Origin of the sequence: Advenella sp. (genome assembly GCF_052108595.1) — a bacterium.
Classification (GTDB): domain Bacteria; phylum Pseudomonadota; class Gammaproteobacteria; order Burkholderiales; family Burkholderiaceae_B; genus Advenella.
Window position 1 is genome coordinate 16,366 of sequence record NZ_JBQEAU010000045.1, and the last position, 13,441, is coordinate 29,806.

General features: G+C 54.3%; 14 protein-coding genes. 3 read left to right on the forward strand and 11 right to left on the reverse strand.

The features are described 5' to 3' along the window. Positions 1–10: 10 nt before the first annotated feature. Both ACTIKR_RS09965 and ACTIKR_RS09970 read right to left on the reverse strand, forming a co-directional pair. Complete coding sequence (locus ACTIKR_RS09965; protein WP_442327759.1) at positions 11–736, reverse strand: enoyl-CoA hydratase/isomerase family protein; 726 nt, start codon at positions 734–736, stop codon at positions 11–13. Positions 737–785: 49 nt separating this feature from the next. Next, positions 786–1,730, reverse strand: coding sequence for an NAD(P)H-dependent flavin oxidoreductase (locus tag ACTIKR_RS09970; protein WP_442327760.1), 945 nt, complete (start codon positions 1,728–1,730; stop codon positions 786–788). A gap of 226 nt (positions 1,731–1,956) precedes the next feature. On the opposite strand from ACTIKR_RS09970, the gene ACTIKR_RS09975 reads away from it, so the two are divergent. Continuing rightward, the gene (locus ACTIKR_RS09975; RefSeq protein ID WP_193089582.1) at positions 1,957–2,454 is read left to right on the forward strand and encodes a MarR family winged helix-turn-helix transcriptional regulator; all 498 of its coding nucleotides are present in this window, start codon (positions 1,957–1,959) and stop codon (positions 2,452–2,454) included. 274 nt (positions 2,455–2,728) lie between these two features. After that, positions 2,729–3,970, forward strand: a complete 1,242-nt coding sequence (locus ACTIKR_RS09980) for a CaiB/BaiF CoA transferase family protein (protein ID WP_442327761.1) — start codon at positions 2,729–2,731, stop codon at positions 3,968–3,970. A gap of 230 nt (positions 3,971–4,200) precedes the next feature. Here the strand turns inward: ACTIKR_RS09980 and ACTIKR_RS09985 are convergent, their stop codons facing one another. Continuing rightward, the gene (locus ACTIKR_RS09985) at positions 4,201–5,193 is read right to left on the reverse strand and encodes a Bug family tripartite tricarboxylate transporter substrate binding protein (protein ID WP_226817110.1); all 993 of its coding nucleotides are present in this window, start codon (positions 5,191–5,193) and stop codon (positions 4,201–4,203) included. A 204-nt stretch (positions 5,194–5,397) separates the two neighbouring features. On the opposite strand from ACTIKR_RS09985, the gene ACTIKR_RS09990 reads away from it, so the two are divergent. Then, entirely contained in the window at positions 5,398–6,336 is a 939-nt protein-coding gene (locus ACTIKR_RS09990; RefSeq protein WP_442327762.1) for a LysR family transcriptional regulator, read from the forward strand. Here the strand turns inward: ACTIKR_RS09990 and ACTIKR_RS09995 are convergent. The 8 genes from ACTIKR_RS09995 to ACTIKR_RS10030 form a co-directional block, all read right to left on the reverse strand. Then, positions 6,326–7,048 (reverse strand): amino acid ABC transporter ATP-binding protein, encoded by a 723-nt coding sequence (locus ACTIKR_RS09995; protein WP_193089580.1) that lies wholly within the window; start codon positions 7,046–7,048, stop codon positions 6,326–6,328. The genes ACTIKR_RS09990 and ACTIKR_RS09995 overlap by 11 nt on opposite strands. 9 nt (positions 7,049–7,057) lie before the next feature. After that, positions 7,058–7,753, reverse strand: coding sequence for an amino acid ABC transporter permease (locus tag ACTIKR_RS10000; RefSeq protein ID WP_193089579.1), 696 nt, complete (start codon positions 7,751–7,753; stop codon positions 7,058–7,060). 8 nt (positions 7,754–7,761) lie between these two features. After that, a complete protein-coding gene (locus tag ACTIKR_RS10005; protein ID WP_442327763.1) occupies positions 7,762–8,466 on the reverse strand; it encodes an amino acid ABC transporter permease in 705 nt (234 codons plus the stop codon). A gap of 18 nt (positions 8,467–8,484) precedes the next feature. Next, positions 8,485–9,309: an ABC transporter substrate-binding protein gene (locus tag ACTIKR_RS10010; RefSeq protein WP_193089577.1), complete on the reverse strand. Its 825-nt coding sequence runs from the start codon at positions 9,307–9,309 to the stop codon at positions 8,485–8,487. Between the two features lie 26 nt (positions 9,310–9,335). Further along, positions 9,336–10,559 carry an aminotransferase class I/II-fold pyridoxal phosphate-dependent enzyme gene (locus ACTIKR_RS10015; RefSeq protein WP_442327764.1) on the reverse strand — a complete coding sequence of 408 codons (1,224 nt, stop codon included), beginning with the start codon at positions 10,557–10,559 and terminating at the stop codon, positions 9,336–9,338. A 1-nt stretch (position 10,560) separates the two neighbouring features. Further along, a complete protein-coding gene (locus ACTIKR_RS10020; RefSeq protein WP_442327765.1) occupies positions 10,561–11,235 on the reverse strand; it encodes an RraA family protein in 675 nt (224 codons plus the stop codon). 247 nt (positions 11,236–11,482) lie between these two features. Then, on the reverse strand, positions 11,483–12,367 hold the full coding sequence (locus ACTIKR_RS10025) for a LysR family transcriptional regulator (RefSeq protein ID WP_370540243.1): 885 nt from the start codon (positions 12,365–12,367) through the stop codon (positions 11,483–11,485). A 62-nt stretch (positions 12,368–12,429) separates the two neighbouring features. Beyond that, complete coding sequence (locus tag ACTIKR_RS10030) at positions 12,430–13,404, reverse strand: Bug family tripartite tricarboxylate transporter substrate binding protein (RefSeq protein ID WP_442327766.1); 975 nt, start codon at positions 13,402–13,404, stop codon at positions 12,430–12,432. Between the last annotated feature and the right edge of the window lie 37 nt (positions 13,405–13,441).

Here is a 13,441-nt window from a genome sequence, read left to right on the forward strand (position 1 = left end):
CTATTTGCCTTCATGGTTTGCCGAACCCGCGCATCATGACGTTCGCATCACGGCCCACAGCCAGTGCCTCTTCAAGGGCCAGGTCTGCCGCGCGATAAAATGTGCGTTTGGTCGTCGCCATCGCCACAGGACTCCAACTGGCCAGTTTCTCGGCAAAGATCCGGGCCTCGCCCAGCACGTCCGCGGCCGGGCAGACTCGATTGACCAGATCAAGTTCAAAGGCACGCTGACCGCTCACTGGTTCGGCCATCGCCACCAGTTCGAAGGCCTTTTTCTGCCCCAGCTGTCGCACCAGATTGGCCAGCACTACTGCAGCAACAATTCCGTGCTTCAGTTCAGGGTAGCCAAAACGGGCATCTTCAGCCATCACGACCAGATCACAGGCAAGCGCCAGCCCGGCGCCGCCGCCCAGCGCGTTGCCATGCACGGCAGCAATAATCGGCTTGGCAATTTTTGAAAATGACAAATGCAATGCCGTTGTCAGATCCGCACGGTCCAGCACCTGATCTGATGCGGCCGGCGTCAGACTGCTGAACTCTGTCGTGTCAGCTCCCGCACAGAAAGACTTGCCATTGCCATGCACGATAATCGCCGTGACCTGGGGATCACGCTCTGCATCCTTGAGGGCATCGAGCAGCGCCTGGGTCAGCGCCGTATTCAGGGCATTGTGTTTTTCAGGCCGGTTCAGACTGATGATCAGAACATTGTTTTCAATTTCAGTCAGCAAGACAGACATGCGATTTCCTTCCGTTCGTAAAATTCATATTCCACTTTCATAGTGCACTTCATATTTCACTCAGGGCGCGCCGGGCGTCATTCAGTTCAGCCACCAGCTGCTGCATGAGCTGGCTGACCGGCACAATGCTGTCTACCAGCCCGGCCGATTGGCCAAGCTCCACTTTGCCCCATGCCACATCGCCTTCCAGCGCCGCCTGCCTGAGCGTGCTTTTTCGAAATTGGGCTTCGTATTCCTGTTTGTCGCAAGCCGACAAATCGATCTGCTGCATATGCGCAGCGAAATCATTGCGAATCATTCTGACCGGCAGCCCCTTGCGACCGACCAGATCAGTGCCATCCACGCCCGTTGCCAGCGCCACGGACTTATAAGCATCATGGACACTGGCCTCCTCTGTCATCAGAAAGCGGGTTCCCAGTTGCACGGCATCGGCACCCAGTGCAAGCATGGCGGCAATGCCATAACCGTCGGCGACACCGCCGCCGCCCACGATCGGCAGCGCAAAATCCCGGGCGGCCTTGCGCACGATAACCAGCGAACTCACTTCATTGGCTGGCGGATGCCCACCAGCCTCGGCGCCCACCACGGCCAGGGCGTCAACACCCGCGGCTGCGGCCTTGCCTGCATGCTCCAGCGTGGACACCACATGGACCCACTTTGTCCCGATCTCCCGAAAACGGGCAAGGTGGGCTTTAGGTCCGCCCTGCGATGCAAAAATGACGGGAACCCGAAATTCATAGGCCATGTCCAGAAAAGCCTCGGCCCCAGGCCGGTACAGCGGGATATTGACCGCAAAGGGTTTATCGGTGCCGGCGCGCACCGCTTGCAGCACCTTGCGAAAATCCTGCTCATACATCGGTCCGGCAGCAATCATGCCAAGCCCACCCGCATTGGAGACCGCTATCGGCAACGCAGCGCTGGACGATGCCCAGCTCATGCCAGCCTGGATAATCGGATATTCAATATTCAATAGTTGGGTAATACGGGTTTTCATGCAGTGTCGACCTGAGAACAATGAGTAGAAAAGAATGGGTGTTGCCTGATATTTGCCGCCAGACCAGACAGCAGTCTCAGCTAGAATCGATGACAAACTAGTTGAATTTTTCAACCATTAAGCAAATCGTAAACCATATAGTTTCTTTATTCAACTATTTTTGTTGATTTTTTTTATCATATCCCGCATGATTCAGTACATTGGAAACATAAAGACGATGATCACCATGAAGCAACCTGAAAACATCAAAGAACTGTTTTCGTATCGCCTGAACCGATTGGCATTTTTAAGCAGCACGCTGGCCGAATCTATCAACCAGGACCTGTTCGGCCTGGACAAGCAGAGCTGGCGCTTTATCGGCCTGCTGGCCGCCTTTGCCCCCATGTCATTGAAAACACTGGCAAAGGAAGCAAACATTGACAAAAGCCGCGCCAGCAAAGCGGTGGCCAGTTTGTCAGAGCGCGGCCTTATCCAGCGTAAAAGCAGTGACAGCGACGGTCGCAGCATCCAGCTGTCGCTTTCGGAAGAAGGAGAAAAGCTCTATGCCAGCGCGTTTCCCATCGCCCTGCGCAGGAACAATGAAATTCTGGACGTACTGACGCCACAGGAAAAGGAGCAGTTTGACGTGATCGTAGACAAGCTGATCTTTCGCACAAAAATTCTGATGGATCTGCATCCAGGTCGCAAAAAGGACAACACCGAGGCGCCGGCCCGTAAGCCGTAAGCGCAAAGCAGGTAGCAGGAAGGCGTCGGTTTTTTGTGCTGTACACAGGCAATGCGCTTGCCGCCCCTTCCCCCGCACACGCGTCGAGCCTGCCCTTTGTCGGGCACAGAGCAAAACGGCACGATCTCTTCGCTGAAGTTCCCCCAAACGTGATATAGTTTCATTAATCAACCATATAAGGTTGCTATTGATAACTATATATTTGTTCGGGAGGAATGACAATCGTGAAACCGTCAGCATTTTTGCCTGCAGGGTCGGGCCCCGGTCAATTCCCATGAATAAAGAGACACCACACCAGTTACCGCTGGCGGGCGTACGCATTCTGGACCTGACCTCAGCCGTTGTCGGACCCTATGCCACACAGACGCTGGCGGACTACGGAGCAGACGTCATCAAGCTGGAGCAGCAATCGGGCGACATCATACGCTGGATCTCCGGGCATTCCCCCACCCCCGGCATGTCGGGCAAGTTCATGCACATGAACCGTAACAAACGCAGCATTTGCGTGAACCTGAAAACAGAACGGGGCAAGTATGCGTTCATGAAACTTGCCGCCCAGTCGCATATTGTCATCCATAATATGCGAACAGACGCCATGGCCCGGCTGGGCATTTCGTTCAGTGCGCTAAGTAGCGTCAATCCCGATCTGATTTATTGCAACATCGTCGGCTTCGGCAGCCAGGGGCGCTATGCCAACCGTCCTGCCTATGATTCCATCTTGCAGGGCGCGACGGCACTGGCATCCCTGTTTGCTCAGAATGGCAAGGAGCCGCGCTATGTGCCTTATGTGGTGGTGGACAGAACGGCTGCGCTCATGGTGGCCAATGCCATTGTGGTCGCACTCTATGCACAAACCCGGGATCCCGGTCCACGGGAGATTGAAGTTCCGATGTTTGAAAGTTATGCCACGCTGGTGCTCAGCGAGCATCTGTACGGTGAATCTTTTGACCCCCCGATATCGTCCAGCGGCGACAAGCGTTTGCTTGATGAAAACGCTCGCCCGGTCAAAACCAGTGATGGCTATATCTGTATCACGACCAATACCGATGCCCAGGTACTGGCCCTGTTCGATGCAATGGGCACACCACAGTTCAAATCGGACTCGCGCTTTAACCGGGCCATCAACAGAATTGATCACATTGCCGAGTTTTTTTCACTGCGTGCGCAGGAAATGGCCAAGCGCAGTACGCAATACTGGCTGGAGCGACTCACGCAGTACGACATCCCCTGCATGCCTTGCCATACCATTTCTTCCCTGCTGTCGGATCCGCATATTGCTGATGTGGGCCTGGTTCAAAAGCAGCAGCATCCCACGCAGGGAACGATACGACATCTCAATGTGCCAGTCCGCATGACCGGTTTTTCGCCGACGCTGCGCCATCATGCCCCGCATATTGGCCAGCACACAAGGCAGATTCTGGCCGAGGCCGGCTTTGGCGAAGACGCCATCTTGAGCATGCTGCAGGCTGGCGAAGCCTACCAAAGCGATTCACACGGCAGCGCCGCCGGCAGTTAAACGCGTCGCAAGGCATCGCTTAAGCCCGGCGCGACCTTATATCTGCGCTGACACGTTCGCGATAAGTGAAATCGATGCCGTGGAGCCGATATCGTCTAACTGATATCGATAACGCCGGGCGGCCAACAGCCTGGAGCCACCCGGCTACCGGCATTATGCATTCGCCGTTGTTGCATAAATCAATAGCAACGCTGGCCCCGCGATTGAACATCGCCAGAGCATACCGGCAGTTACTCGGGCTTGGCGCCTGACATTTTCACCAGTTCGGCGTAACGCGTTATTTCAGATTGAATGAATGCGCCAAACTCGGCTGATGTGTTGTCTCCTTCTACAACCTGCGCGCCCATGCCTTCGAGCTGGGCGCGGGTTTGGGGATCTTTGATCGCGTTATTGATCGCTTTATTCAAGGTATCGACGACATCTGCCGGAGTGCCCTTTGGAGCAACAATGCCATACCAGGCTGAGGCCACCATATCCTTGATGCCTGCTTCTTCAAACGTGGGCACGTCGGGCAAAAACGCGATGCGTTTTTTCGATGCCACGGCCAGCGCATTCAGGTTCCCACCCTTGACCTGCGCCATAGAGCCTGTATCAATCATGAAATCAAGTTGCTTGCCCAGCAAATCGCTCACCGCCGGGCCGCTCCCCTTGTAGGGAATATGCGTAAAGCTGGCGCCCGTAATGTGTTGCAGCAGCGACGTGGCAAGGTGCTGGGATGAGCCCACGCCGGCAGATCCATAATTGAGCTCTCCCGGCTTTTCTTTGGCAAATTTGAGCAGATCGCCCACTGAAGCAAAGCGCGAGTCCTTGGGTACTTCAAGCACATTTGGAATATTGGCCACAAATGCAACCGGGGCAAAGTCCTTTTGCGCATCAAAACCCAGCCGCTTGTATAAATGCGGGTTGGCCGCATTGGTCGAACTGGTGGCCACCAACAGCGAATAGCCGTCCGCTTTCTCACGCACAAATGCGCTTGTACCGATATTACCGCCGGCGCCCGCCTTGTTTTCCACGACCACTGTCTGCTTCAACTGAGCCGCCAGCCCTTTGGCCAGGATACGACCCAGCACATCGGTTGCACCGCCTGGCGACCAGGGCACGACCAGCTTGATCGCGTGTTCCGGAAAGGCCTCAGCATGGGCCGTTGCCGGCGCAGCGATTGACAGTAGCGCACCGGCTAAGGCAGGCACATACAGACGTCTGAGTTTCTTGCTTGTTTTCATAAATGATCTCCTTGATTGGGTGGCAGTCAGCCACGATTCGATGTCAGGTGCGCGGCCTATTGCGGCCAGGCGATGACTAATAACCTTTATGGATGCAAATGCAGCCATAATTGAATTTGAAAAAAAATAATATTGATTGATAATAATGATTCTTTTCGGGAATCAATTTGTCTCCCACTGCATTTGGCCGCAACGAAACATGTTGTGTCCATACAATCCAATCCTAAAGTCGCGATGCTTACATTCAAACAGATCGAAGCCCTCTACTGGGTGGTGCAGCTTGGCAGTTTTGCCAACGCGGCCCAACGCCTGAATACAACCCAATCTGCCATTACCAAGCGCATCCAGGAGCTGGAATCGGATTTCGACGTCAGCATTTTTGATCGCAGCGGCCACAAGGCAACCCTGACACCCAAAGGCCAGGAAATGGTTGAACTGGCTTCCGAGCTGCTGACGCAGCGCGATGTGATGCTCATGAAACTCAAGGGCCATCACACGTTCTCAGGCATATTGCGCCTGGGCATTACCGAAATCACGGCAATGACCTGGCTGCCCGATCTGATTGCGCAATTGCGCATCCTCTTTCCCAAATTGACGGTCAGTCCCAAAACAGGAATGGCAGCCGAGCTGCAGCAGAACCTGCTCAAAGGTCAGCTGGATATGGCCTTTTTGCACAATGAATTCAAATCCCCATTGCTGGAACAGTATCCCCTGGACTACGTTCACTTCGCCTGGGTAGGCAGCCCCAGCATTATCACAAGTGACCGGGTCTACACGCCGCAGGAAATTTCCGAAATGTCACTGATTCGACAGGACATGGAATCGGGCCTCAATTCCCTGTATGACGATTGGCTGCAACCCTATACAGCAGAGCAAAACCTGTTTACGATCAACAGCTTGCTGGCCATGGCAGGACTGACGGTCGCCGGTTTCGGCATCAGTTGCCTGCCCATCGACTATTTCTATCCACTGGTCACCAGCCGCAAGCTGGCCATTCTGAAGACCACTAAAGCCCCGCCCAAATCCCTTTACTGCGCCATGTATGCTAAAAATGCCAACGCCATGCTCTACAAAGAAGTTGCCATGCTGGCCAAGGACGTCTGCAATTTCGGCATTCCTTACGGCAGCGGCATCAATGCCTGATATCGGCCAAAAATTTGCGGGCGCGCTCGGTCCGGGCCCGGCTAAAGAACTCGGCCGGCGGCGCCTGTTCGACAATAGCGCCGGCGTCCATGAACCAGACAGTGTCGGCTACATCCCGCGCAAAATTCATTTCGTGCGTCACGCAAATCATTGTCATCCCTTCCGTTGCCAGCGACTTCATCACCAGTAAAACCTCGTTGACCATCTCGGGGTCCAGCGCGCTGGTGGGCTCGTCAAACAGCATGATCTTCGGATTCATGGCCAGCGCACGAGCAATGGCGACCCGTTGCTGCTGTCCGCCTGACAGCTGCCCGGGAAAGGCGTCGGCTTTATGGCCAAGGCCCACCCGCTCCAGCAGCGACATGGCCTTATCGCGCGCCGCCGCTTTATTGCTGCGCTTCAATATCACCGGCGCCATCATCAGGTTATCGCGCACGCTCATATGGGGAAACAGATTGAACTGCTGGAACACAAACCCGATATGGCTGCGCAGCTCGTCTATTGATTTGCAGGCGTTAACGTCCTGCTCATCCACAATAATGGAACCGGCCTGTATCGGCTCAAGCCGATTGACGGTGCGAATGAGCGTGGACTTGCCCGAACCGGACGGGCCACACACCACCAGCACTTCGCCCTGGGACACCTTTGCGGTCACGTCGCACAAGGCCTGGTACTGGCCGTACCACTTGGACACATTGTTAAACTGAATCATGCGAAACTCCTATCCCTCAAATGCAATACGGCTGTGTTCAATTCGCGTCTCAACCACTTTGACCAGCCCTACCAGAATCAGATTGAGAAAAAAGTAAGTCAATGCCAGCAAGCCGAATACTTCAAACGGACGGGTCAGCAATATATTATTGATCTGGGTGGCGGCAAAGGTCAGTTCATGCACGCTGATCACAAACCCCAAAGACGTCTCTTTCACCGTTGAAATAAACTGGCTCAGAATGCTGGGTATCGTATTGAACAGGGCCTGCGGCAGAATGACTTTACGCATTGTCTGAAAATAACTCAGGCCCAGCGAGCGTCCCGCCTCCAGCTGTCCGGCAGGCAAGGCCTGAATGCCACTGCGTACAATCTCGGAAATGTACGCACTCTCATAGAAAACCAGCGCCACCACCATGGTCGTCGTACCGGCAACCGGGCGATTGATAATCACAGGCACCATGAAGTATGCCCAGAATATAAACATAATCAACGGCAGGCCGCGCACCACATAAACGACGGCTGTGGCAGGCCAGTACAAAATACGCACTGAACCAATCCGGCACAACGCCAGCAAAATACCCAAAGGGAAAGAGAAAACCAGGCTGAGCACGGCCAATACGATGGTTGCAGCCAGCCCGCCCAGCGGTCCCTGTGGATATTGGCCAACCAGCAGCAACAACCAGTTATCGGAAAGTATTTCAAACATGCTGTGTCCTAAGACCGTTTTTCACTGAAGGCGGCCTTTCTGGACAGACTCGCACCGATAAACATCAGGCATAGCGAAATAACCAGATAGATCACAGTTACTATTAAATAAACTTCAAACGTCTTGAATGTTGCCGACTCGATCTCACGACCGGCGCCCGTCAGCTCGATAAGACCTATTGCCATTGCAAGACTGGTGTTTTTGAACAGCAACAGGGTCTGGTTGGTGAGCGTGGGAATGGAGACAACAAATGCCTGCGGCAAAATCACTTTGCGCATCGATTGCAGATAATTCAAACCCAGGGTTCTGGCCGCTTCCATCTGCCCTGTCGGTATCGACCGGATCGCGCTGCGCAAATCCTCTGTCACGTAGGCGGCAGTGACCAGGCCGATGGCAATCGTCGAATAGAAGAACTCGCCGCCTATGACATTGATTGCATCGTTGATCGCCTCGGGCACAATCGAGGCTACGCCAAAGTACCAGAACAGGATATGAACCAGCATGGGCACGTTACGGTGAAAGGCAACATACACGGCAATCAGGTAATTGATCACCCGGATATTGAGCGTACGCACGACGGTCAGGACACTGCCAAGGCCAAAAGCAATCAGCCAGGCCAGCAGAGTCATCTTCAACGTCGTCAGTACGCCCTGTAGCACAAGCCACGGATACTGGCCGCCAAGCAGCGATGCGAAATCCAATGTGTAGTTCATATATCGGCTACCTGCGCCCTAGCCTTTGATCTCTTCCATCTTGAATACCCGCTTGGTATGGAACTGGGTCTGGGGTCCGAACCAGCGATCGAATATCTGTTGGGCTTTCCCGGATTGCTCAAGGCCGGCCATCGTTTCATTAATCTTGCCAAGTAGCGCCTTTTCCCCTTTTTTGACGCCAAGGCCCCATGGCTCGGTAAAAAGCGGATCTTCGATCATGGTCAGTTTGACCGGGGTTTTCTGTGCCCCTTGTTCAAACTTCAGAAGCATCAGCTCGGATCCGACGAAACCATCCACTTTTTTCTGCTGAAGTGCAACAAACGCCGTAGGCGGGTCTTTGAACGTCACCGTGGTGACATCCGGGATCAGGCGTTTTGCGCCCGCCTCCGAAGATGAACCGCTTACAGCGCTCACGCGCTTGCCCGCCAGATCAGCATTTTTTTTCAGTTTGTCGGCATCCGCCTGACGGATCAGTATCTTCTGCGGGCTGACATAATCGGCATAACTGTAGTCAATTTGCTTGGCCCGATCCACAGACCAGCCCAGATTGGCGGCGACCACGTCCACACGGCCTGCTGCCAGTTCGGGAATGCGTGCGGCCACCGAAATCATTTTGACCTCGAGTTTGACGCCGATACTGTCAGCGATTTCCTTGCACAGATCCACTTCATAGCCAACCACCTGGCGCGTCTTTTGGTCCTGGAAACTGAATGGTTCAGACGTGCCAAGCGTGCCGCATACCAGCGTGCCCCGCTCCTTGATCGTATCGAGCGCGTCGGCCTGCGCAACATTGGCGCATGCCATCACAATGGGCAATATGGTCAATAGGTTTTTCAATTTCATGATGACTTTCCTGGAAAATTTCATTGTTAGACAAGTTGTCTGCAAGCAGATGCAATCTTTTCACACCCTTCTCTGATGATAGCCAAATCAGTAGCAAAGCTGATCCTTATAAAACCCGGCGTACCATAGGCTGTGCCGTCAAGCACCGCCACACCGGCATGGTCCAGCAGGTAATGCACAACATCCAGATCCGTAGCCAGGGTCTTGCCATCGGGCGTACGTTTGCCCAGCAGCCCCTTGACACTCGGAAATACGTAAAATGCGCCTTGCGGAACCGTGCATGTCATGCCCTCGATCGCATTGAGCAAAGGCACAATCACGTCACGGCGTTCACGAAAAATGCGGCAGGCCTCTCGCACGCAAGCCTGGTCCTGCGTCAGCGCCGCCACTGCAGCGCGCTGGCTGGGTTCACTGGCGCAAGAGGTCGTCTGCGATATCAGGGTCGTCATCGCCTTGATCAGAGCCGCAGGACCTGCGGCATAACCGATACGCCAGCCGGTCATGGCATACGCCTTGGAAACACCATTAACCACCAAGGTACGCGCCCTGAGGGGTTCACTGTATGTGGCCAGTGATACATACACGTCGTCATAGCTGAAGTGTTCGTATATCTCGTCAATCATCAGATTAACTTGCGGATGACGTTCCAGCACTGCCGCAATTTCGCGAAACTGCGTTGCGGTATACATGGACCCTGACGGATTATTCGGACTATTTAACAACAGCCACTTGGTTTTTTCGGTAATGGCCCGTTCCAGCTCTGCTGCCGACATTTTGAATCCTGATTCGGCAGTGCTGGCGAGCATGACCGGCGTGCCGCCATTGAGCGTGACCATGTCGGGGTAAGATACCCAGAATGGTGTCGGAATAATGACCTCGTCGCCGTCGTTCAATGTTGCAGCCAGCGCCGTATAGATCAACTGCTTGGCGCCGGTACCCACAATGAGCTGATCGGTCGCGTAGCGAAGGCCGTTTTCGCGTTCGAACTTTTGCGCAACGGCCTGCAGCAATTCGGGAACACCGGCAGATGCCGTGTATTTGGTCGCGCCGTGCCGAATCGCCTGCACCGCGGCTGTGGCAATATGTTCCGGCGTCGCAAGGTCAGGCTCCCCGATCGTAAAGTCAACAATCTCTTTACCTGCCGCCCGGAGCGCATCTACTTTCTTTTTCGCAGCCATGCTCGGCGAGGCCTTGATGCGCTGCATCCGCTGCGCCAGCAACTCGTTCGGGCTTGTCATCAATGTAGTCATCTCAGGACAGTCCTTTGGCCGCAAGCAGCGGGTGCAACCAGCTTTGCTCTTTAGCGCCTGACGCAATTTCATTCATGATTGTTTCTTCTTTATCGGCATGCGCCCTGGCCGCAGCGATCAGCGCCTGAGCCTGCCCGGCAGGAAAACAGACAATACCATCTTCATCGGCAACAACCACATCGCCCGGCGCGATCACCTGCCCGCCGATACTGACCGGCACATTGATCTGGCCCGGGCCTTCTTTGTATGGTCCGCGGTGCACATTGCCCCGGGCATAGCACGGGAAGCTGTCATTCTCAAAAGCGGCCACATCGCGAATGGCGCCGTTGACGATAATGCCGGCACATCCGCGTTGCTGCAGATATTTCTTCATGATCTCGCCAATGCAGGCATTGCTCACATCGCCCGCTGCGTCTATGACCAATACATGACCGGGCTCAAGCAGGGTCATTGCCTTGTAAATATACAGATTGTCGCCCGCACGCGTTTTAACGGTAACGGCGGTCCCAACCAGCTTTCCGGTCCGGTTGTAGCGTTTGAGTCCGACAACGCCTACCTGTCGATGCAGATTATCACTCAGATGCGGGGTGACGATCTGCTGCAAGGCAGCGGCAATGCCCGGTTCAAGTACGGGGCTGGACGGATTGATCTCGATAGAAAGGTCTTGCTGTGTCATCTTGTTTACTCCTTGATGACAGCATCATGCCCAGTCCGTCTTTTTTCTTAAAGGGAATTTAATGCGTGATCGTTAATTCCAAAAAGGAATATATACACCACTGTTGGCCTTTTGCGTGCAGCATGAGAACTATATTTTGTGACATTTCAAAAGGTTAACCTGCTGGAAAGATCGGCAGCTCGCGGCAAACCCGACGCCCCAATCTGGTGCAAAAACACCATGCCGCTACGCCGCCCTAGGGAAAATCCTAGGCTCGGATCGTCTCTTTCAAATGCGTGATCAGCGCCTGCGCCGCGACCGACTGCACCCGGTCGCGCGCCTGCACAAGGCAAATCATGCGGTGTGGTATCTCCAGTTCCAGCGGAATAATGGCAATGGCCGGCTTCGTATAAAGAAACAGCGACAGGCCTGGCACAATTGAAATACCCATGTTGTTGGCCACCAGACCGGCCACCGTCGACAAATTGGACACTTCCATATGGGTGATGAGTTTTTCAGGATAGAACGAGGCATCCAGATGTTGCCGAATACTGGTGCTGCGCACGAACTGAATCACAGGATGCGCCAGCATATCTTGCTGGCGCAGCTTTTTCCTCGCGGCCAGCGGATGATCGGCTGAACATACCACATAGAACGAGTCGGAGCATAAGGGCTGACTGATCAACTCCGGATGGTGTTCACCGACGAAGGTCACGGCAAAATCAGCCTTGCGCGTCTTGACCAGATTCAGGCACTCATCGGCCGTCACATCAACAAAGGCTACCGACACGCCCGGGTAGACGCGGTTAAATTGCGCAACCGCCGGAATCAGACTGCCCACAGCAACCGACGGCAACACAGCCACCGTCACGTGACCCGCCTTCTTGGACACATGCCGGCGCAATTCACTTAGCGCGTGCTCGAAGTCATCCAGCAGTTTGTCAGCGAACGCGTCAAACAGCAACCCTTCGGGCGTGAGCATGACGTTGCGCGTATTGCGTTCGAACAACTTGGCGCCCACCTGTTCTTCCAGATTCTGGATAAGCACGCTCAGCGCAGGCTGCGTCAGATGGCACTGGCTGGCGGCCTTGGTAAAGTTTTTTTCGGTTGCCAGCGCCTTGAAGGCTTTCAGGTGTTTAGTGGAAAGATTCACAAATGTAACGGGTAGCCCGGTAGTTGATTCGGTGGCGCCAGCGGCAGCCACCCCGACAACTGCTATCGTACTTCAACACCAGCCTTGGCGACGATATCTACCCACTTTTCGGTTTCGGCTTTCTGAAAGCTAGCCAGTTCTTCCGGCGTACTGGCATCGGCTTCAATACCCTGGAGCTGAAGATTTTTCACTATTTTCGGATCGCTCAAGATTTTGACGAACGCCTGATTCAGTGTCTTAATCACCTCATCAGGGGTGCCGGCAGGTGCATACGAGGCAAACCAGGCCACCATTTCATACCCTTTGACGCCGGTTTCGTCCAATGTCGGCAAGTCCGGTGCAATATCGGTACGCTTGCTGGTCGAGACGGCCAGCGCACGCAGCTTGCCGTCACGCGCCAAAGGCAGCGTGGTTGCCGCATCTGCAATCATCATCTGAATCTGTCCGCCTACAGTATCCACCACAGCCTGCGGATTACTTTTGTAATCAACATTGCTGATCCTGGTTCCGGTCAGGATTTTGAACAATTCCCCACCGATTCTCGCAGAGGTGCTGCCACTGCCGAAAAACACTTTATCGGGATTTTGCTTCAGGTGCTCAATAAATTCCGGTACCGTTTTGGATGGAATGCTTTTCGGGTTCACCACCAGCACCAGCGGAATATTGCCCAATTTTGAGATCGGGGCAAAATCCTTGACCGGGTCATACGGCAATTTCTTGAACAGTGCCGAGTTGCTGGCATGCGTGGTATTGGAGGTCACAAAGATGCGATAGCCGTCTGGCTTAGCGCGGGCGATGTCCTGCGCAGCAATAAAACCACTGGCCCCGCCCTTGTTTTCCACCACCACCGTCTGCCCCACCTGTTTTGACACTTCCTCTGCCAGCACCCTGGCCAGCTTGTCGGTCCCGCTGCCCGCGCCAAACGGCACCACAAAGGTGATTGGCCTTTCGGGATAGGCCGCCATGGCGCTGCCGGCGGCCAGTGTCATGGCGACAAGCGATAAGATGATTTTGGATTTTAAATTATTCATTGTCATTGACTGTCTCCTTTTTTAAGTTCCGATCTGTATCGAC